General features: G+C 66.7%; 17 protein-coding genes. 7 read left to right on the top strand and 10 right to left on the bottom strand.

What is annotated here, in order from left to right:
* Nucleotides 1-89 precede the first annotated feature (89 nt).
* Complete coding sequence (locus AC3D24_RS12935) at nt 90-1,040, top strand: phytoene/squalene synthase family protein (protein ID WP_489031234.1); 951 nt, start codon at nt 90-92, stop codon at nt 1,038-1,040.
* A 130-nt stretch (nt 1,041-1,170) separates the two neighbouring features.
* Here the strand turns inward: AC3D24_RS12935 and AC3D24_RS12940 are convergent, their stop codons facing one another.
* A complete protein-coding gene (locus AC3D24_RS12940) occupies nt 1,171-1,401 on the bottom strand; it encodes a hypothetical protein (protein ID WP_489031236.1) in 231 nt (76 codons plus the stop codon).
* 121 nt (nt 1,402-1,522) lie between these two features.
* Here AC3D24_RS12940 and AC3D24_RS12945 point away from each other — a divergent pair, with 121 nt between their 5' ends.
* A complete protein-coding gene (locus AC3D24_RS12945; protein ID WP_489031238.1) occupies nt 1,523-3,352 on the top strand; it encodes an ABCB family ABC transporter ATP-binding protein/permease in 1,830 nt (609 codons plus the stop codon).
* Nucleotides 3,353-3,763: 411 nt separating this feature from the next.
* Here AC3D24_RS12945 and AC3D24_RS12950 read toward each other — a convergent pair whose 3' ends face one another.
* The 3 genes from AC3D24_RS12950 to AC3D24_RS12960 all read right to left on the bottom strand — a co-directional run bounded on the left by AC3D24_RS12950 (nt 3,764) and on the right by AC3D24_RS12960 (nt 5,867).
* Nucleotides 3,764-4,837 carry a type I restriction endonuclease gene (locus AC3D24_RS12950; RefSeq protein ID WP_489031240.1) on the bottom strand — a complete coding sequence of 358 codons (1,074 nt, stop codon included), beginning with the start codon at nt 4,835-4,837 and terminating at the stop codon, nt 3,764-3,766.
* Between the two features lie 89 nt (nt 4,838-4,926).
* Complete coding sequence (locus tag AC3D24_RS12955) at nt 4,927-5,586, bottom strand: SdpI family protein (RefSeq protein ID WP_489031242.1); 660 nt, start codon at nt 5,584-5,586, stop codon at nt 4,927-4,929.
* Nucleotides 5,562-5,867 carry a metalloregulator ArsR/SmtB family transcription factor gene (locus tag AC3D24_RS12960; protein ID WP_489031244.1) on the bottom strand — a complete coding sequence of 102 codons (306 nt, stop codon included), beginning with the start codon at nt 5,865-5,867 and terminating at the stop codon, nt 5,562-5,564. The genes AC3D24_RS12955 and AC3D24_RS12960 overlap by 25 nt, the downstream gene beginning before the upstream one ends.
* 217 nt (nt 5,868-6,084) lie before the next feature.
* Here AC3D24_RS12960 and recQ point away from each other — a divergent pair, with 217 nt between their 5' ends.
* The 3 genes from recQ to AC3D24_RS12975 are packed head-to-tail and all read left to right on the top strand — an operon-like array spanning nt 6,085 to nt 8,674.
* Nucleotides 6,085-7,854, top strand: a complete 1,770-nt coding sequence (gene recQ, locus AC3D24_RS12965; protein WP_489031246.1) for a DNA helicase RecQ — start codon at nt 6,085-6,087, stop codon at nt 7,852-7,854.
* Complete coding sequence (locus tag AC3D24_RS12970; RefSeq protein ID WP_489031248.1) at nt 7,851-8,279, top strand: protein tyrosine phosphatase family protein; 429 nt, start codon at nt 7,851-7,853, stop codon at nt 8,277-8,279. The genes recQ and AC3D24_RS12970 overlap by 4 nt, the downstream gene beginning before the upstream one ends.
* Nucleotides 8,276-8,674: a hypothetical protein gene (locus AC3D24_RS12975; protein ID WP_489031250.1), complete on the top strand. Its 399-nt coding sequence runs from the start codon at nt 8,276-8,278 to the stop codon at nt 8,672-8,674. Before AC3D24_RS12970 ends, AC3D24_RS12975 begins: the two co-directional genes overlap by 4 nt.
* 902 nt (nt 8,675-9,576) lie before the next feature.
* On the opposite strand, the gene AC3D24_RS12980 is transcribed toward AC3D24_RS12975, so the two are convergent.
* The 6 genes from AC3D24_RS12980 to AC3D24_RS13005 form a co-directional block, all read right to left on the bottom strand.
* Nucleotides 9,577-10,929 (bottom strand): ammonium transporter, encoded by a 1,353-nt coding sequence (locus AC3D24_RS12980; RefSeq protein ID WP_489031252.1) that lies wholly within the window; start codon nt 10,927-10,929, stop codon nt 9,577-9,579.
* Nucleotides 10,930-10,940: 11 nt separating this feature from the next.
* Nucleotides 10,941-11,279, bottom strand: a complete 339-nt coding sequence (locus tag AC3D24_RS12985; protein WP_056053652.1) for a P-II family nitrogen regulator — start codon at nt 11,277-11,279, stop codon at nt 10,941-10,943.
* A 300-nt stretch (nt 11,280-11,579) separates the two neighbouring features.
* Nucleotides 11,580-13,142 carry a bifunctional phosphoribosylaminoimidazolecarboxamide formyltransferase/IMP cyclohydrolase gene (purH, locus tag AC3D24_RS12990; protein ID WP_489031254.1) on the bottom strand — a complete coding sequence of 521 codons (1,563 nt, stop codon included), beginning with the start codon at nt 13,140-13,142 and terminating at the stop codon, nt 11,580-11,582.
* A gap of 247 nt (nt 13,143-13,389) precedes the next feature.
* A complete protein-coding gene (locus tag AC3D24_RS12995; protein ID WP_489031256.1) occupies nt 13,390-15,129 on the bottom strand; it encodes a heparinase II/III family protein in 1,740 nt (579 codons plus the stop codon).
* The gene (gene rpe, locus AC3D24_RS13000) at nt 15,126-15,782 is read right to left on the bottom strand and encodes a ribulose-phosphate 3-epimerase (protein WP_489031258.1); all 657 of its coding nucleotides are present in this window, start codon (nt 15,780-15,782) and stop codon (nt 15,126-15,128) included. The genes AC3D24_RS12995 and rpe overlap by 4 nt, the downstream gene beginning before the upstream one ends.
* Nucleotides 15,783-15,951: 169 nt before the next feature.
* Nucleotides 15,952-17,229, bottom strand: a complete 1,278-nt coding sequence (locus AC3D24_RS13005; RefSeq protein WP_489031260.1) for an RsmB/NOP family class I SAM-dependent RNA methyltransferase — start codon at nt 17,227-17,229, stop codon at nt 15,952-15,954.
* Nucleotides 17,230-17,335: 106 nt separating this feature from the next.
* Here AC3D24_RS13005 and AC3D24_RS13010 point away from each other — a divergent pair, with 106 nt between their 5' ends.
* Together AC3D24_RS13010 and AC3D24_RS13015 are read left to right on the top strand one after the other, a co-directional pair.
* Nucleotides 17,336-17,494: a DUF1674 domain-containing protein gene (locus AC3D24_RS13010; protein ID WP_082441494.1), complete on the top strand. Its 159-nt coding sequence runs from the start codon at nt 17,336-17,338 to the stop codon at nt 17,492-17,494.
* 209 nt (nt 17,495-17,703) lie between these two features.
* Nucleotides 17,704-19,560 carry an AsmA family protein gene (locus AC3D24_RS13015; protein ID WP_489031262.1) on the top strand — a complete coding sequence of 619 codons (1,857 nt, stop codon included), beginning with the start codon at nt 17,704-17,706 and terminating at the stop codon, nt 19,558-19,560.
* Nucleotides 19,561-19,670 lie beyond the last annotated feature (110 nt).

The raw sequence follows: 19,670 nt of genomic DNA on the forward strand, positions 1-19,670 counted from the left end.
GTTGCGCATCGTTACTCCAACCTTTCCAATTGGGCCCCGGCCTTCGCCGGGGTGGTGCCTGCAATGGTGGTAGCGCTGGGGGGTAGGTCGTGAGTCAGTCCCTCCCCTCACGCGAGGCGATCGTCGCGACCGCGCATGAGTCGATATCGCGGGGGTCGAAGAGTTTTGCTGCCGCCAGCCTGTTGTTCGACAAGCCTACGCGCGAGCGGGCTTGGCTGCTGTACGCGTGGTGCCGGCGGTGCGACGATATCGCGGATGGGCAGGATCATGGGCACGGGATGACTATGGTCGAGGACGCCCCTGCCCGGCTCGTGGCGCTGTCGGCTATGACCGAGCAGGCGCTCGCGGGGGAAGTCGTCGGCGAGCCGGCGTTCGATGCGCTGCGGATCTTTGCGGCCGAAACCCGGCTACCGAAGCGGTATGCGCGCGACCTGATCGAGGGCTTCGCGCTGGATGCGCGCGAGTGGCGGCCGCGGTCGGAGAACGACCTCTACAAATATTGCTACCATGTCGCGGGCGTCGTCGGGTGCATGATGGCGATCGCGATGGGCGTCGATCCCGACGACGAGGATACGCTAGATCGCGCGTGCGACCTGGGAATGGCGTTCCAGCTCGCCAATATCGCGCGCGATGTCGAGGAGGATGACCGGGTAGGGCGGTGTTACCTGCCCGAGGACTGGCTGGTCGAGATGGACTTCCCACCGGGTCAGCACATGAAGCCGCCGTTTCGCTCACGGCTCGCGGTGTTGACGAAGCGGATGGCGGATCGGGCTGCGGCGTTCGAGGGGAGTGCGCGGGAGGGGACGCCAGCGCTGTCGTTCCGTTCGGCTTGGGCGGTGTTGTCGGCGGCGGGAATTTATGGCGCGATCGGGCGGACTGTGGCGGCTCGGGGCGAGCATGCGTGGGATCACCGGGTGACGACGTCGGGGATGCAAAAGCTGGGGTTTATTGTGACCGCGGCGCGGGAAGCGGCGCGGCGGGATACGCTGTATCCGCGGACGGTGCGGGATGCTCGGTTGTGGACTCGGCCCCGGGTTTGATTTGTCGCTCCCGTCCCACCCCCATCCCTTCGTCCTGAGCGAAGTCGAAGGACATGAGAGTCAAGTGCTTCGACTTCGCTCAGCACGAACGGGGGGTGTCGTGCCCGCGCGTTGCAGGAACCGATAAACCTCAGCCCTGCGACTTCTCCTTACCAGTCTTTGCCATCAACTGGCCCTGAGCACGGCAGTTTGCACCGATCATGGGATACGGAACGTCGGTGTTCTGCGCCAACTGATCGGGGAGCGCCGCACGACACTGCGCCATCGTCTCGTACCGCGCCGGGATCACCCGTGCCTCGGTGCAGTTCACGTTGCCGTCACCGCAGCCCATGATAGCCATGACGTAGAACAGCGGTTCCATTTCATTCTCCAGTGGCTCGCGGTGTCCGACGTTGGACACGATAACAAAAGCGACGAAGTGGCAGGATTGTTCCCCCAACTGCTTTCGCCGGGGCTTGACTGCGCCTACATCGCGTCGATCCATGCCCCCTGATACCTACACCTCCACCCGCGCGGACCAGCCCTTGCTGCCGACGCTCCGCCGCTTCCTGCCGTTCCTGTGGCCGGCGGGGCAGCCCAAGCTGAAGGCGCGGATCGTCGTCGCGATGCTGCTCGTGATCGCGTCGAAGCTGATCCAGGTTTTCGGTGCCGCGTTCACCTTGAAATACGCGGTCGACCGGATGGCGGGGAACGACCGCGGGGCGCTGACGCTCGTCGTGCTGCTGGTGGTCGGGTACGCGGCGTCGCGGTTCGGAACGACGCTGTTCGACAATCTGCGCAATGCGGTGTTCGAGCGCGTCGGGCAGGACGCGTCGCGGCGGCTGGCGGCGCAGGTGTTCCGCCATCTGCATGCGCTGAGCCTCGATTTCCACCTGTCGCGGCGGACGGGCGCGGTCACCAAGGTGGTCGAACGCGGAACCAAGAGCATCGACACGATGCTGTATTTCCTGCTGTTCAACATCGCGCCTACCGTGTTCGAACTGGTGCTGGTGCTGGGGCTGTTCTGGACCAAGTTCGGCTGGCCGCTGGTCGTCGCTACCGTGGTAATGGTGGTCGGCTACATGGCGTTCACGCGGATGGTGACCGACTGGCGCAATGCGCTGCGTGCACGGATGAACGACCTCGATACCGGGGCGGTCGCGCATGCGGTGGATTCGCTGCTGAACTTCGAGACGGTCAAGTATTTCGGCGCGGAGGAGCGCGAGGCGCGGCGCTACGACAGCGCGATCACGGCGTATTCCGAGGCTGCGGTGAAGAGCGAGAATTCGCTCGCGTGGCTGAACCTCGGCCAGGCGCTGATCACCAACGTGATGCTGGCGGGCGGCATGGGCTTCGTCGTGTGGCGGTGGAGCCGCGGCGAGGCGTCGGCGGGCGACGTCGTGTTCGTGTCGACGCTGCTGGCGCAGCTGTTCCGGCCGCTCGACCTGTTGGGGATGGTGTATCGCACGATCCGGCAGGGGGCGCTCGACATGGCGGCGATGTTCGACCTGATCGATACGCCGGCCACGGTTGTGGATGCGCCGGGGGCGCCTGCGCTGGCGGTGAGCGCTGGGCATGTGCGGTTCGAGGGCGTGTCGTTCGGGTATGACGCGGGGCGGCCGATCTTGCGCGATCTGGAGCTTGACGTGCCGGCCGGGTCCACTTTGGCTGTCGTTGGGCCGTCGGGTGCGGGCAAGTCGACACTCGCGCGGTTGCTGTACCGGTTTTATGACCTGACGGGCGGGCGGATCACGGTGGACGGGCAGGATATTTCGCAGGTTCGGCAGGCGTCTTTGCGCGCTGCGATCGGGATCGTGCCGCAGGATACGGTGCTGTTCAACGACACGATCGGGTATAATATCGCCTATGGCCGCGAGGGGGCGGAGATGACCGAGGTCGAAATTGCCGCCAAGGGTGCGGCGATCGCCGGGTTCATCGAGCGCCAGCCGCTGGGGTATGAGACGCGCGTGGGCGAGCGTGGGTTGAAGCTGTCGGGCGGCGAGAAGCAGCGCGTGGCGATCGCGCGGACGCTGCTGAAGAACCCGCCGATCCTGATTCTGGACGAGGCGACGAGCGCGCTGGATAGCCGGACCGAGGCGGAGATCCTCGACACGCTGGAGGCGATCGAGCGCGGGCGCACGACGATCGTGATCGCGCACCGGCTTTCGACCGTGGTGCATGCGGACCAGATCGTCGTGCTGGAGGCGGGGCGGATCGTCGAGAAGGGCACGCACGCGGAGCTGCTGCGGCAGGGTGGCGTGTATGCGGAGATGTGGAACCGGCAGGCTCAGGAGCGCGCTGGGGATGACGATGGGGCGTTGGCTGCGGAGTAGGAGCGTTTGACGCGCTTGGAACACCTGCGGGCACTCGCCACAAAGGCTCCGTCACCCCGGACCCGTTCCGGGGTCTACCGTTCCGCACACTCTCACGTTTCGAGCTCTGGGACGGGTGGATGCCGGAACGAGCCCGGCATGACGGAAGCGTAGGCTCACCCCCGCCACCACCCCGGCGAAGGCCGGGGCCCAATTGGGGGACGTCGCTAACCGATGGTAGCGCGTTGTCACTGCAACCTTCCCACTTGGGCCCCGGCCTCCGCCGGGGTGGAGCCTTAAAGGCTAACGCCTCTGTTCCCTCGCGAACGCGGGGTGGCCAAGGGATCACGGGCGATGGCCCTGCTTGGGTCCTGAGCCCCCGCTTTCGCGGGGAAACAGAAGTAGGCGGGCGGCGGTAAGGCCGGGCATCCACTACGCCGGGATGGACGGATCCAACTCGCGCAACCTCGCCTCGATCGCTTCCGAATATTGATAGATGTGCGTCAAATCCGACAGCAGGTGCCGCGTCTCGTCCTTCCCCGCGAACATCCCGAGATACTTGGTCGTGATGCCGTTGAAATGCATCCGTGCGACCGTTTTCCGGTTATTGTCGTCGAGCAGGATCGCGCAATACGACTTCGCATCACGAACGATCACGCGTTTCGGATCGACCAGGCGTGAGGCGATAGCCTGGATGATGTGGAAGCCGGAAATCTCCTCCTGCGTAGTGACGATGCCGTCGCCGTCGGAGGGGTCGTCGGACGCGCCCGGCGGCAGGTCCTCGACCGGGCTCGACGCCTTCAGTGCGGACGACAGGCGTTCGTTGACGAAATCGCGGATCAGCGCGGCGATCGCCGGCGCGAGCAGCTTGGCGAACCCGTCCTTGATCGCCGGCGTCAGACGACCGCCGTGGACGCGTTGCGCCATCATCCGGACGAACTCGTCGGAGGGTTCGGCGAACTCCTTTTCGAGTTCGAGGCGGATCAGCGACTGCGTCTTGAGGTTGCCGGCCTCCTGGACGATCTTGTCGATGTCGAACGCGGCCTTGGTGAACTTCTCGAGCGTGCGGATGTCGGCGGGCTTGATCGCATCCATCGTGAAGGTGAAGAACGGCTTGTCGTCCATCTTGTTCGGGCGCTCGATGTCCGAATAGAATTGGTAGACGACGCCGTTGGTCAGCACCGCAAGGCGTGCGTCGGTGACGCTGAAATAACGGAACAGCTGGCCGGCGTGATTGACGTTGAGCTGGACCGAGGACGGCTTGCACTCGATCAGGATCGACACTTTCCCGCCCGCGCAGATCGCATAGTCGACCTTCTCGCCCTTCTTGGTGCCGACGTCCGCGGTGAATTCGGGCACGACCTCGGACGGGTTGAAGACGTCGTAGCCGAGCGACTGGAGGAACGGCATGACGAGCGCGGTCTTCGCCGCCTCTTCGGTCAGCAGGACTTCGCGGTGTTCGATCGTGCGCTTCTGCAGCTCGGCCAGCCTGATGTTCAGTTCCATGCGCGTCCCCCCGGATTGAACGGGGGAGGATGCGCAGGGAAGTTGCGCCGGTCCATGACGGGACCGCGAAAACCCGACCGGATCTCGATCTATCGCGCGCGGCGGCTGCGGCGCCAGTAGAAGAAGGAATAGAGGATCGGGGTGGTGACGGTTACCAGCAGTACCGAGCGAAAGAATGCTGTGCGGGTTTCGCCCTGCATCGGCAGGATTGCGAGAACGATGATCGCGAGCCCCGCGGCCATCATGATCCGGCTGGCGTAGCGATGCGTGGCGATCCAGTTGTCGGGGTCGACGATCGCCCAGGGGGTGCGGATGCCGACGAAGAAGCCCGGGCGCGATTTCGGCAGGACGTTGCCGATCGCGACGAGGAACGCGCCCAAGCCGGCGAGCATCGTTGTCGGGGGAAGCGCGAAGCCGAACGCGGGGGCGGCAACCACCGCTTCCAAAAGGGCCATCATCCCGAGCAGCGCGGCCCAGGCGGTGCGATAGAGCGGCGCAGACTGTTCCAGCTTGTCCTGCAACGGTTCGAGCGACGGCAGTGCCGTCATGAACAGCGAGACGCCGACCGTCAGCGCGACCGGCATGAACAGCGCCGTGCGCACGCTGGAGAAGCGATCGGGAAGGCCGTTGGCGCCCCAGTGGGTCGGCAGTTGCGTGCCCGCGGGCAATCGTCCGAGCGCGACCGCGGCGACGATCGCGAGGCCGGCGGCAGTCAGTGCCGAAGCTATGATGAGGTTTCGGTAGCGCATGTGTCCCCCTCTGCGTGTGCGTCGCCGACCCGGAGCCGGCCCATAAAGCCCATCACCACCTCCTCCATCACCGACAGGTCGAGCGTGTAGACGATCGACGTGCCGCGGTTCTCGGCTTGGATCAGGCCGGCGGCCTTCAGCTTGGCGAAGTGGTTCGACATGGTCGGTTTCGACACCGCGAACGCGTCGGCAAGCGCGCCGGCTGTCATCGCGCCGCCTTTCAGCAGTTCGAGAATGCGGCGGCGCGTCGGGTGCGCGAGGGCGTCGAAGACCGAGTCCATTAGTGCGCTTTATTCGCTAAAGGGCTAATTAGCAAGATGGCTAAATTCTTCCGTCATGCTGGGCTTGTTCCGGCATCCACCGTTCCGCATACCCGCCGATCGTTGAGCAAGCTGACCGGTGGACCCCGGAACAAGCCCGGGGTGACGAGGGCTGCGCCATCGCGATAACCCGCCCCTCCTCCTCGACATCGCCCCGAGGATCGCTACCTAGGCGGCAATGGCACTCGACCCCCTTCCCGATCTCCAGCGCATCTTCGGCTTTCCCGATTTTCGCGGGGTGCAGCGTGATGTCGTCGATCGGGTGCTCGCGGGGCAGCGGACCTTGGCGGTCATGCCGACCGGTGCGGGGAAGTCGCTGTGTTATCAGTTGCCGGCGACGATGCTGGAGGGGACGTGCGTGGTCGTGTCGCCGCTGATTGCGTTAATGCATGACCAGTTGCGGGCAGCCACTGCCGTTGGGATCAAGGCGGCGACTTTGACGTCGGTCGATACCAATCGCGAGGAGACGATCGCGCGGTTCCGGGCGGGGGATCTGGACCTGCTGTACGTGGCGCCGGAGCGGGCTTCGAACGAGAGTTTCCGCAATCTCCTGTCGCAGGCCAAGCTGTCGCTGTTCGCGATCGACGAGGCACACTGCGTCAGCGAGTGGGGGCATGATTTCCGGCCGGATTACCGGTTGCTGCGGCCGTTGCTCGACAGCTTTCCGGACGTGGCGCGGCTGGCGCTGACCGCGACGGCGGATGCGCATACGCGGGCGGATATCCTCGAGCAGCTTGGGATCTCGCAGGAGGGGCTGATCGTGTCGGGGTTCGACCGACCGAACATCCGCTATGCGATTTCGGGGCGCGACAACGTCAATCGGCAGATCGCCGATATTCTTGAAAAGATTCCGGGGCCGGGGATCGTTTACGCACAAACGCGCGCGGCTACCGAGAAGCTTGCGGAGGCGCTAGGGCGAAGCGGGCGGCCGACGCGGGCGTATCATGCGGGGCTCGATCCGCAGGTACGTGCGAAGAACCAGGCGGATTTCGTCGCGAGCGAGGACATGGTGATCTGCGCCACGGTCGCGTTCGGGATGGGGATCGACAAGCCCGACGTGCGGTTCGTGGCGCATGCCGGGCTGCCGAAATCGATCGAGGCCTATTATCAGGAAACGGGCCGCGCGGGGCGTGACGGCGACCCGGCGATCGCGCATCTGTTCTGGGGCGCGGAGGATTTCGCGCGCGCTCGGCAGCGGATCGGCGAGGTCGAACCCGAGCGGCAGGCGGGCGAGCGGCAGCGGCTGACCGCGATGGGCGGACTGGTCGAGACGGCCGGGTGTCGCCGGCGGATTTTGCTCAAGCATTTCGGCGAGGAGCGGCTCGAGGATTGCGGGAATTGCGACAATTGCCTGGGTAATGTCGATGCGGTGGATGCGACCGAGACGGCGCGGAAATTCCTGTCGGCGGTGTTCCGGACCGGGCAGATGTTCGGGGTTGGCTATATCGAGGGGATCCTGACCGGGGTGTCGTCGGAGCGGAGCCTGATGAACGGGCATGAGGCGCTGTCGGTGTACGGGATCGTCGATGGCGACGAGGTGGCGTTGCTCAAACCCGTATCGCGCGCGCTGATGTTGAAGGATGCCTTGCGCACCAATCCGCATGGCGGCCTCGAGTTCGGGCCGGCGGCAAAGGCGATCCTGAAGGGCGAGGCGGCGGTTTCGATCGTCGTGCCGCCGAAGCGTGAGCGGCGGCGCAAGGGCGCGGTTGGCGCCGTGCCGAACCCGGTCGACGATCCGCTGTTCGAGGCATTGCGGGTACGCCGACGCGATCTGGCGAAGGAAGCGGGCGTTCCACCGTATGTGATCTTCCACGATTCGGTACTGCGTGACATTGCGCGGCAGCGGCCATCATCGCGTGCCGAGCTGAGCCTGTTATCAGGCATTGGCGCGCGGAAACTCGACGCCTATGGGGATGCCTTCCTCCAGGTAATCCGCGAGTCCGCATGATACGGCACATCAACGAAAGTATTTCGGTCGCGCCACAGATCGCGGTCGAGCAGGTCGCGGATATCGCCGCGGCGGGCTTCAAGACGATCGTCAACAACCGGCCCGATGATGAGGATGCGGGGCAGCCTTCGGGTGATGCGATCCGTGCGGCGGCTGAGGCGGCTGGGCTGAACTATGTAGCGATCCCGGTGACGCATGCGGGCTTCTCGCATCCGCAGATCGACGCGATGACTCAGGCGCTGGTCGATGCGGACGGGCCAGTCCTCGCCTATTGCCGGTCGGGAACGCGGAGCTGCAATTTGTGGGCGCTGGCGGCGGCGAAGGCGGGGCGGAACCCGAACCTGCTGCTCGCGCAGGCCGAGGACGCCGGGTATGATCTGCGCGGGATCCGACCGATGCTGGACGCGCTCGCAGGGCCGCGATGACGCCTGCGATCGTCGGCGGCATCGTGGCCGTCGTTGTGGTTTTGTTTGGCGGGCTGGGCGGGCTGGTCGTGCGGATGCGGCGGGTCGTGAAGATCGAGACGCCGGAAGAAGCGGCGGACGCGGCGCAGGCGCAGCTTGCCGGGTTTGCCGTGGCGGGTGCGGTCGTTGGGGCCGATGGCCAGGGAGCGCTGGCGGTTGCCGATGACGGGCGGGTCGCGGCGGTGAAGCGGATCGGGAAGCGGCTGGCGGTACGCGAAGTTACGTGGCGGACGGTGCGGGCTACGCAGGACGGGATCCTGGTGGAGACCGGGGACCGCGCGCTGGGCGCGGTGATGCTGTCGCAGGTCGACGTGCTGGATATCCGGCGGTTGGCGCCTAAGGGCGTGCGGGTTTAACGCTTGAGGCGTTGGCGTTGGCGTGGCGTTGGTGTTGCCGCTTGTGCCCCCAGCCCCCCGTTCGTCCTGAGTAGCTGCTGAGCTTGTCGAAGCGGCGTATCGAAGGGTTGGCGCGCGGGACCTGTGCTTCGATACGCGCCCTCGATACGCTCCTTACGGAGCTACTCGGTCACTACTCAGCACGAACGGGGTGGGGGGAGCGCGCTTAGACCAACGGGGTCGGGTGGCAGCGCTCCTAGACCTAGGCTTCGTCATGCCGGGTCCTTTGACCGGCTTCGTCATGCCCAGCCCTCGGACAAGCCTCGCCTGCGCGGTCCTTCGATGAGCCTCGCCCTGCCCGGCGCTTCGACGAGCTTCCTCATGCCAGGCTCGTTCCGGCATCCACCGTGCCGCGTACTCGGTAGATTTGATTGTGCGGGACCGTGGACCCCGTAACTAGTCCGGGGTGACGGGGCGGATTGGGTGATCGTGCTCGAAGTTATATTTTCTAGAGAGAGCCGCCTGGCGACAGACGTCGCCGGCGGAGGCCGGGGTCCAAGTGGTGAACCGTGGTGACGACGGCCGCGCTTCGTTATTGCCACCTTTCCAACTAGGCCCTGGCCTCCGCCGTGGAGGTGTGTTGGTTAAATGGAATAGGTGCCGAGCCAGTCCGGGGTAATCGCCGAGGTTGGGGCAGGACCAGTGCGCTGCGCTGCTGTTTCCCCGCGAAGGCGGGGATCCAGACTGGGCTCCGGCCTTCGCGGGAGAACAAGGACGCTAAGTTTGCCCCCCCACCTGAATTCGCCCGAAGTACCACTTCGATCGACAAAAAAAGGCCCGGTGTGTTTCCACACCGGGCTTAGGATGTCCGCAGGAGGAACGTCGTGGGTGCGGGCTCGGGTGGCCCGCTACCGATCAGGTGTTCAGTTGTAGGCGCGTTCGCCGTGTTCGCCGATGTCGAGACCCTCGTGCTCGACTTCCGGCGAGACCCGGAGACCCGTGACTGCCTTGGCGATGAAGATCGCGATCGTGGTGCCGACCGAGGCCCAGATGATCGTCACGACCACCGCCTCGAGCTGCACCAGCAACTTGGCGCTCATCACGTAATCCGCTGGCCCAGGGCCGCCGAGCGACGGGGCATAGACCACCGCCGTGCCGATCGCCCCGATCATGCCGCCGATGCCGTGGATCCCGAAGGCGTCGAGCGAGTCGTCATAGCCGAGCATGGGCTTGAGCTTCGACACCGCCATGAAGCAGACGATCGAGGCGATCGCGCCGAGGACGATGGCGCCGAACGGGCCGGAGTTGCCGGCCGCCGGCGTGACCGCGACGAGGCCGGCGACGATGCCCGAGCAGAAGCCGAGCGCCGAACCCTTGTGACCCGAGAGCTTCTCGGCAAGCATCCAGAACAGGCCGGCAGACGCGGTGGCGACGAAGGTGTTGAGCATCGCGAGCGCGGCAGACCCGTTCGCCTCGAGTGCGGAGCCGGCGTTGAAGCCGAACCAGCCGACCCAGAGCAGCCCGGTGCCGATGCCGGTCATGACCAGCGAGTGCGGGGCCATGGGCTCCTTCGGGTAGCCGATGCGCTTGCCGAGGATCAGGGCGGCTACCAGCGCCGAGACGCCGGCGTTGATGTGGACCACGGTGCCGCCGGCGAAATCGAGTGCGCCTGCCTTGAAGAAATAGCCGCTCGATGCCCACACCATGTGAGCTACGGGGAAGTAGACGATGGTCAGCCAGACCAGGCCGAACACCATCACCGCCGAGAACTTCATGCGCTCGACGACCGAGCCCAGAACCAGCGCGATGGTGATCGCGGCGAAGGTCATCTGGAAGCAGATGAAGACATATTCGGGGATCTCGACGCCGGCCGTGAAGGTCGCCGCCTGCGAGGCCGGCGTGACGCCCTTCAGGAACGCCTTGTCGAAGCTGCCGATGAAGTTGCTGAGCAGCGGGTTGGTCACGTCGGGACCGAACGCCAGCGTATAGCCCCACATCACCCAGATGAGCATCGCGAGCGCCGCGACGGCGCCGATCTGCGTCATGGTCGACAGCATGTTCTTCGACCGCGTGAGGCCGCCGTAGAACAGCGCGAGGCCAGGCAGGATCATCATCAGGACGAGGATCGTCGAGGTCATCATCCAGGCGGTGTCGCCCTTGTTCACCGTAGCGACCACGGGAGCCGCAGCCGCCTGAGCCCATGCGGGCGCGGCGGCGATCATCGCTGCCCCGAACCCCAGAGCCGCGATGGCGGCCTTCTTTACTTCATGCTTCATCTCGTCCCCCCTCAGAGCGCTGAATCGTCGGTTTCGCCTGTGCGGATCCGCACCGCCTGGCCGACATCGAGCACGAAAATCTTGCCGTCGCCGATCGCGCCGGTGTTCGCCGATGCCTGGATCGCCTCGACCACGCGGTCGGACAGGCTGGCGGCGCAGACCACCTCGATCTTGATTTTCGGCACCATGTTGGTGCTGTATTCGGCCCCCCGATAGATCTCGGTCTGGCCCTTTTGACGGCCGAAACCCTTGACCTCGGTGACCGTCATGCCGGCCACGCCGATCGTGGTGAGCGCTTCGCGCACCTCGTCCAGCTTGAACGGCTTGATGATGGCAATGACGAGTTTCATCGCGCCCCTTCCCCTTGTTACGGGAGGTGCCTCGCAATGTGCGTGCCAGTTGCCGTGTGGAGGGGTGAGGGGTGCTCGAAGGGCGAGCAAATGGGGATGTGGGGTTAAAACTTGTGCAGCGCGGTGGAGGTGCTCGAAAAACAGGCACCTATTTCCTCGTCATGCCGGCCTTGTTCCGGCATCCACCGCGCCGCGTGCTCGCGAGCGTTTGTTTTGCGGGACCGTGGATGCCGGAACGAGCCCGGCATGACGGAGTGGGTGGGGTGGCGGGGTTTGTCTCCCCCGCCGGCCACGCCCAACTCAGTGGCGGAAGTGGCGCATGCCGGTGAAGACCATCGCGAGGCCAGCTTCGTCCGCCGCAGCGATGACGTCGGCGTCGCGGATCGAGCCGCCGGGCTGGATCACCGCCGTAGCGCCGGCCTCGACCGCCGCGAGCAGACCGTCGGCGAACGGGAAAAATGCGTCGGAGGCGACCGCCGAGCCGATCGTGCGCGGGGTGGGCCAGCCGGCCTTTTCCGCCGCATCCTTCGCCTTCCACGCGGCGATGCGTGCGGACTCTAGGCGGTTCATCTGGCCGGCGCCGATGCCGGCGGTGCCGCCGTCCTTGGCGTAGACGATCGCGTTGGACTTGGTGTGCTTGGCGACGGTCCAGGCGAAGCGGCAGTCGATCAGTTCCTGCTCGGTCGGCTGGCGCTTGGTGACGACCGTCAACTCACCGGGCGTGCCGTTGTCGCGGCCCTGAACGAGCCAGCCGCCGGCGATCGACTTCGCCGTCAAGCCGAGGCGGGCGGGATCGGGGAGGTCGCCGGTGAGCAGCAGGCGGAGGTTCTTCTTGGCAGCGAACAACGCGATCGCCTCCTCGTCGGCATCGGGGGCGACGACGACTTCGGTGAAGATGCCGGTGATTGCGCGGGCGGTCTCAGCGTCGAGCGTGCGGTTTACGGCGATGATGCCGCCGAATGCGGAGACGGTGTCGCAGGCGAAGGCCGCGGCATAGGCTTCGGCGAGGGTGGTGCCGGTGGCGACGCCGCAGGGGTTAGCGTGTTTAACGATAACTACGGAGGGGGCGGCGTCGCGGAATTCGGCGATGAGTTCGAGCGCGGCGTCGGCGTCGTTGAGGTTGTTGTAGCTGAGTGCCTTGCCCTGGAGCTGACGGGCCTGGCCGATGCCGCGCACCGAGCCGGTCGCGGTGTAGAAGGCGGCGGACTGGTGGGGGTTCTCGCCGTAGCGCAGGCTGTCGCCGCGCTTGAGCGTGATCGGCAGGGTGGCGGGAAACTGCTCCGCCTGGTCGACGGTGCCGAACCAGGTTGCGATCGCCGAGTCATAGGCTGCGGTGGTGGCGAAGGCCTTTGCGGCGAGCCTCTTGCGGTCGTCGAGCGTCGTGGTGCCGCCCGAGACGAGTGCGTAGTCGGCGGGGTCGGTGACGATCGCGACATAGGCGTGGTTCTTGGCCGCCGAACGCACCATGCTGGGGCCGCCGATGTCGATGTTCTCGATGATGGTGTCGCGGTCGGCGCCTTTCGCGACGGTCGCCTCGAACGGGTAGAGATTGACGATGACGAGGTCGATCGCGCCGATCTTGTGCTCGGCCATTGAGGCGGCGTGGCCGGCGTCGTCGCGGACCGCGAGGAGGCCCCCGTGGACCATCGGGTGGAGCGTCTTCACGCGGCCGTCCATCATTTCGGGGAAGCCGGTGAGTTCGCTGACGTCGCGGACTTCGAGGCCGGCGGCGCGGAGCGCGGTGGCGGTGCCTCCGGTGGAGACGAGTTCGACGCCGTGGCTGGCCAGCGCCTTGCCGAGATCGACGATCCCGGTCTTGTCGGAAACGGACAGGAGCGCGCGCTTGATCGGGATGCTGGTCATGGGAGTCTTTCGTCGGGAGTCGCCGTGCGGCGGTGCCTTAGCGTTGGTTGCCGCCCGGGAACAGGGGGGCAGGTCACGCACGAATGCCGCCATCCCGCGCCATTCCGAACAATGGCACCACCCCGGCGAAGGCCGGGGTCCAGTTGGGGGACGTTGCTAACCGGTGACGGCGCTCCGTTATTGCCACCTTTCCAACTGGGCCCCGGCCTCCGCCGGGGTGGTGCATCTCACCTAGGGCGGCCTCCGGTCAGACGGCCTTCTTCAGCGCCCAACTCACACTCGCACCGCCGGCTGCGGCCTCTCCGGTGATCATCAGTTGCTGCGTCGCTACGGGCCGCCCGTCCGCGTCAATCCAGACGCTGTCCTCGACCACCAGCGCGCCGCCGCGGCAGCGGAATTGCCATAGGGGGCCGCCGGGAAGGCGGAGGATCGCGCCCAGGCCGTCCGCTGTGGGGGAGACCTGCACGCCCTCCCCCAAATGGAAGCGGATCGCGAACAGCGACAGGCCTACGCGGCGTTTGCGGCCTTGCGGCAACAGCGCGTCCTCGCCGCGGAGTTCGCGGCCGTCGCCGGTGAGCATCAGCTGGCGGCGGTGGAGGAAGCCCCAGCGGCGGACATAGCCGTCGTGGCTCGCCTCGATCCGGCTCGCGGCATCCGATTCCTGGCGGCTGAGTTCGACCTCGGCGACGCCGCGACCGAGCGTGCCGTCGGTGAGGATCGCGGTCGAGTTGCTGTCGGCGATCGTCAGGGTCGAGTGCGCGGCCGTCGAGCGCAAACCCTCCACCATCGCCGCCGGCAGTTGCGCGATGCCCGCGCGCGCACCGCCGCAATTGACGACGATCCGCGCCGCGCCGTCGGAGAATTCGAATGCGAGCGTCGAGGCGCAGCCGCCTTCGACGAAGCGCGCGATCGGCGGCGGTGCGGCGTCGACGATCAGCACCGCGGTGCCGGCGGCGAGGCGTTGATAGCCCCAGTCGCGCGCTTGGCGGAGGGGACGCGTGCGGACACCGCTGGCTTCGATGACGGCTGCGACCTGCGTTTCGCTGGCGGGGCCACCACCCTGCCAGCTCGACAGGCCGCGATCGGCGTGCGCGACCCCGAGCAACGCCGCGACCATCCGCGTGAGCGTGACCGCCACCGTCTCGGGGAGTTCGGCGCTACGGGCGGCGTAGCTTTCCTGGAGCAGCGTGAGCAGCTGGATCGAATCGAGCAGCATCGCCGGACTGCGCGAGACCGAACCGCCATCGTCGAATAGACCGGTGCCCAGCGCGCGGAGGAGGCCGGCTTCACCGAACGCCTGCCTTGGTTCTCCGCCGGGGATTAGCAGCCCGGCCGCGACGACTCCGCACCACGCGGCGATGCGGGGGGCGCCGGCGGGGGCCTTGTCGGCGGTGCGATCGAGGTGGAGTGCGCCCTTTGCGAGCGCGTTGAGCACCTTCGAGCGGTAGATCTGGTCAGAGGACGACAGGATCAGCGGCGCGTGCGCGGTCCAGGCGAGGATGCGGCGGCCCCACATGTCGGGCCGCCACGCGATCCCGCCTTGGGTGTCAGCATGCGCGGTCAGCCAGAGGCCCATGAGGTATTCGGCGATCGGCGCACCGCGCGAGCGGGTCGCGACGGTCGACAGGTCGCGCAGCCAGGCGAAACTGTGGAGATATTCGGCGAACGGTTTGGGCAATGGCTTCGAAAGGTCGAGCGTCTCGATATCGCGCGCTTCGCCGCGGAACGAGAGGACGCCTTCGAGCAGCAGATGGCCGCGCGGGATGTCGCCGAGGATAGGGTCGTCGGGGACCGCGATCAGTTTCAGCGGGTAGCGGCCCTTGAGGCGCAGCGTGTGGAGCGGCGTGCGCCAAGTCAGGCGGTGGAAGCGCTCGGCCAGGCGATCGGCGAGCGACAGCCCCTTGTCGCCGCCGAGACGGATCAGGCGGCGGCCTTCGTCGATCCCGTCGGGGGCGGGATCGGTTACAGGATCACGCGGTTCGTTCACCCCCGCAACGCGGCGATGTTAGCGGCGTAGTGGTCGGGGCCGCCGCGGAAGACCGAGGTACCGGCGACCAGCGCATCGGCGCCGGCCTCGATGCAGCGCTTCGCCCAGTCCGCGTCAACGCCGCCGTCGACTTCGAGATCGATCGGGCGGCCGCTCTTCTCGATCATAGTGCGGATCGCGGAAATCTTCTTGAGCTGGCTGGGGATGAAGCTCTGGCCGCCGAAGCCGGGATTGACGCTCATCACGAGGACGAGGTCGACCATGTCCATGAGGTAGTCGAGCATTTTCGCCGGCGTGCCGGGGCAGATCACGACGCCGGCGCGCTTGCCGAGGCCCTTGATGTGCTGGAGCGAGCGGTGGATGTGCGGGCCGGCCTCGTAATGCACGGTGATGCAGTCGGCGCCGGCCTCCGCGAACGCGTCGAGATAGGCGTCGACCGGGGAGATCATCAGGTGGACGTCGAACGGCTTGGTGGTGACGCCGCGGACCGACTTCATGACGGCCGGACCGAACGAGATGTTGGGGACGAAATGGCCGTCCATCACGTCGATATGGATCCAGTCGGCGCCGGCGGCGTCGATGGCGCGGACCTCCTCGCCGAGTTTGGCGAAATCGGCGGAGAGGATCGAGGGGGCGATGCGGACGGGTTGCATGGTTTTGTCCTAGCGCGGGATTCGCGTGGTGCGAAGGGTTTGTATCCTCCCCCGCCAGGGGGAGGTGGCACCGAAGGGGACGGATGGGGAGGAACTCGCAACCTGCGGTATCGCCCCCTCCCCCTCCGTCTGGCGAGTGCCAGCCACCTCCCCCTTGCGGGGGAGGATTTTAGGCGCGCGTCAATCTTGCGATGAAGAAACCGTCGCAGCCGCCTTGGTCGGCGAGCATGCCGGGGAGCGTGCGGATGGCGCCGGTTTCGGTTGGCGTGATGCCGGCGGGGAGTTCGGACTGGTCGACCGGGGCGATCGTGTAGTCGCTGCGAGCGGACAGGAACGCGTCGAGCTGCGCTTCGCCTTCCGACGGTTCTAGCGAGCAGGTTGCGTAGACGAGCGTGCCGCCGGGCTTCACCCAGTCCGCCGCCCTTGCGAAGATCCGCGCCTGCAACGCCGCGGTTTCGGCGATGATCGAGGGGCGGACGCGGTGGAGGACGTCGGGGTGGCGACGGAAGATGCCCGTGGCGCTGCACGGCGCGTCGATCAGGATCGCGTCGGCGGGCTCGGCGGGCGCCCATTCGAGGATGTCGGCGTTGACGACCTCGGCCTTCAGATGCGTGCGGTAGAGATTCTCGCGTAGGCGCTTGATGCGGCTCTGCGAATTGTCGACCGAAGTGACGGTCCAGCCGGCGCTCGCGAGTTGCAGCGTCTTGCCGCCGGGCGCCGCGCAGAGATCGAGGACATGGCCCTCCCCTTTCCCCAGCAGACGCGCGGGGAGCGAGGCGGCGATGTCCTGGACCCACCAGGCGCCGTCGCCGAACCCTGCCATGTCGGGGACCGAGTCGTGGTCTCCGAGGCGCAGGTGTCCGGACATGAAGCTCTCGCCACCGAGTTTCTCGCGCCAGCCTTCGGTCTCGGACGGGTCGGCGATCGTCAGGTCGAGCGGCGGTACCTGCGCGATCGCGCGGCCGGCGGCGTCGACCATCTCCTCGCCCCACGCGGCTTCCCAGCGCAGTTCGACGGGGGCCGGCAGCGTCGGCACCTCGGGGAGCAGCATGTTGGCGCGGAACAGCGTGCCGAACACGCCGTGGACCAGTTTGCGCGGACCGCCGTCGACCAACGGCAACACGGTCGAGATCGCGGCGTGCGATGGGGTGCCGAGGATCAGCACCTGGACTAGCGCGATCCGCAACGCCATCCGCGCCTTCGCATCGTCGGGCAGGTTGGTCTTGGTGACCGAGTCGATCATCGCGTCGAGATCGGGCAGGCGGCGCAGCGTCTCGGCAGCGATCGCATGCGCGAGACCGCGATCGGGACCGTGGATCGCGCGCGTTGCAGCGGGGAGCGCGGATTCAAGCGACTCGCCGCGACGCAGGACGGCGTCGAGCAGGCGGAGCGCGGCGCGGCGGGTCGGGACGCCGAGCGGCTCGGGGGCGTGGGTATAGTCGGGCATATGAAGGTCCTTCGCGTTCGGTTTGTCGCGCGGCTGTTATGGCAAAGCGGCGCGACAGGGCCCATGTGGCGGTTACGACGCCAACACGCAAATCCGGAGAGCCGCGATGGGCCAGCGCCCCGATCATCTGAAGCCACCCGAGTATCTGGCGAAGAATACGCCGGTGCCGAAACCGGAGGCGATCGTGCCCGACAAGGACCCCGAGCCGCGTGATCCTACGCGCTATGGCGATTGGGAGCTGAAGGGCATGGCGATCGATTTCTGAGGGGCTCGACTTACCTTACCACCCCGGCGGAGGCCGGGGCCCAGTTGGAAAGGTGGTCGTAACGTAGCGCTACCCTTCATTAGCGACGTTCCCCAACTGGGCCCCGGCCTCCGCCGGGGTGGTGTATTGGTTGCCCCCCCGCTACGAAATCTGCGGCAGCGATCCTGACGCAGGCGGAACGATTTCCCCAGCGGCGCGTCGCCGCCATGATGAGGGGATTCTTCGAGAAACGCTGGGTGAAAATCACCGGCATCGTTGTCGTGAGCGTGCTCGTGCTGGGGCTGGTGGGGCTGGCCGCGTTTCCGTGGGGATCGCTGAAAGGCGTGATCGAGCGGCAGCTGACCACGCGGTTCGGGCGGCCAGTGACGATCGGCGGGATCGAGCGGGTCGACGCGTTCGGGTTCAATCCGACGATCCGGATCACGAACGTGCGAATCCCGCAGGCCGACTGGGCGGGCAAAGGCGATTTCGTGCAGTTGCGCGAGGCGGAGGCGACGTTCTCTGGAATGGGCTTGCTTAAAGGCGCATTCGGGCCGCGCGACGTGAAGGCGCGCGGGCTGCATCTGGTGCTGGTGCGCGACAAGCATGGCCGGACCAACTGGGAACGGCCGGGCAAGCCCAAGGGCGGCGGGAGTTCGACCGATCTCGACGGGCTGACGATCAGCGACAGCGTGATCGAGTATCGCGACGACAAGCAGGACCGCTTCGTCACCGCGCGGTTCGTGTCGGATCCGATGCACGGCATCCGCGCGAACGGGTCGGGGACGATCCGCGGGGCGGCGGTGCGGATCGCGGTCGCGGGGCCTTCGGTGGAGAAATTCCAGGAGAAACCGTGGCCGTTCACCGCGTCGATCGATGGCGATGCTCTTTCGATTGCCGCCAAGGGCCAGATGGACAAGCCGCTCGATACCGACGCGATGAGCCTCGACGTGACCGCACGCGCGACCGATCTGAAGCTGATCGACGCGGTGATCGAAGCGGGGCTGTTCCGGACGCAGCCGGTGTCGTTCAGCGCGCACGTCCGCCACGACCAGCCGAAATGGACGATCACGCGGCTGAAGGGCGTGGTCGGGCGCTCTGATTTCGCGGGGCACGTGACGGTCGACAAGCAGGCCGGCCGCAGCAAGGTCGATGGCGATATCGTCTCGCGGCAGTTCGATTTCGGTGATCTGGCGTCGGACGAGGGCAAGGCCGAGGGCGCCGCGCTGGAACGTCGGATCGGGCCGCGGCTGGTGCCGAACACGCGGATCGATATCGGCAAGATCGATACGACGGACGCGCGGATGGGGTTTCGGATCGGGCGGATCGTCAGTGGCAAGGGCAAGTCGCCGATCCTGTCCGCGAAGGGCACGCTGGCGATCGATCACCAGCTGCTGACGCTGAGCGATCTGGTCGCGCGGCTGCCACATGGTAATGTCACGGGCAAGGTGACGGTCGATCAGCGCGGCGATCGGAAAGTGCCGACGGTCGATATCGACCTCAGGCTGCGCGGGAGTAGCGTTCAGGATATCGCGGGCGGTGGGGGCGATTTCAGCGGCAACGTGAGTGCGCGGGTCCGGCTGAAGGGGCCGGGCGAGACGATCCGCGCGGCGGTCGGGCGGTCGAACGGGACGATCGGATTCGTCGCGCGCGACGGGCACTTGCCGCAGGGGATCGCCGCCGCGCTGGGGTTCGATGCGGCGCGGGCGCTGCTAGCGAAGGACGGCGAGCGGGCGGGGTTGCGGTGTGTGGTGTTGAAACTCGACGTGACGGGCGGGCGCGGGCGGATCAATCCGATGATCGTCGATACGACCGCCAGTCAGTTGCGGGGGGCCGGGAGCGTGGTGTTTCCGGGGGAGACGCTGGACATCCGGCTGACGGGCACGCCGAAACAGCACGCGCTGCTGCGGTTGCCGGGGTCCGCGTACATGACGGGGACGATCGAGCGGCCACATGTGACGATCCCGCAGGAGGTGAAGTCGGTGGGAAATATCTTCAAGGCGATCGGGCGGGCGATTACCGGGAAACAGGGGCCGACGGCGGGGGATGCCAATTGCTCCGGGCTGGCGGCGCGGGTGTTGCGGTAATCTCTGATCCTCCCCCGCCAGGGGGAGGTGGCTGGCTCTTGCCAGACGGAGGGGGAGGTAAGAGCAACGTAGGTTCCGTGTCCTCCCCCTCCGTCACCTTAGGTGCCCCC

It is taken from the genome of Sphingomonas sp. SL1004 (assembly GCF_057815015.1).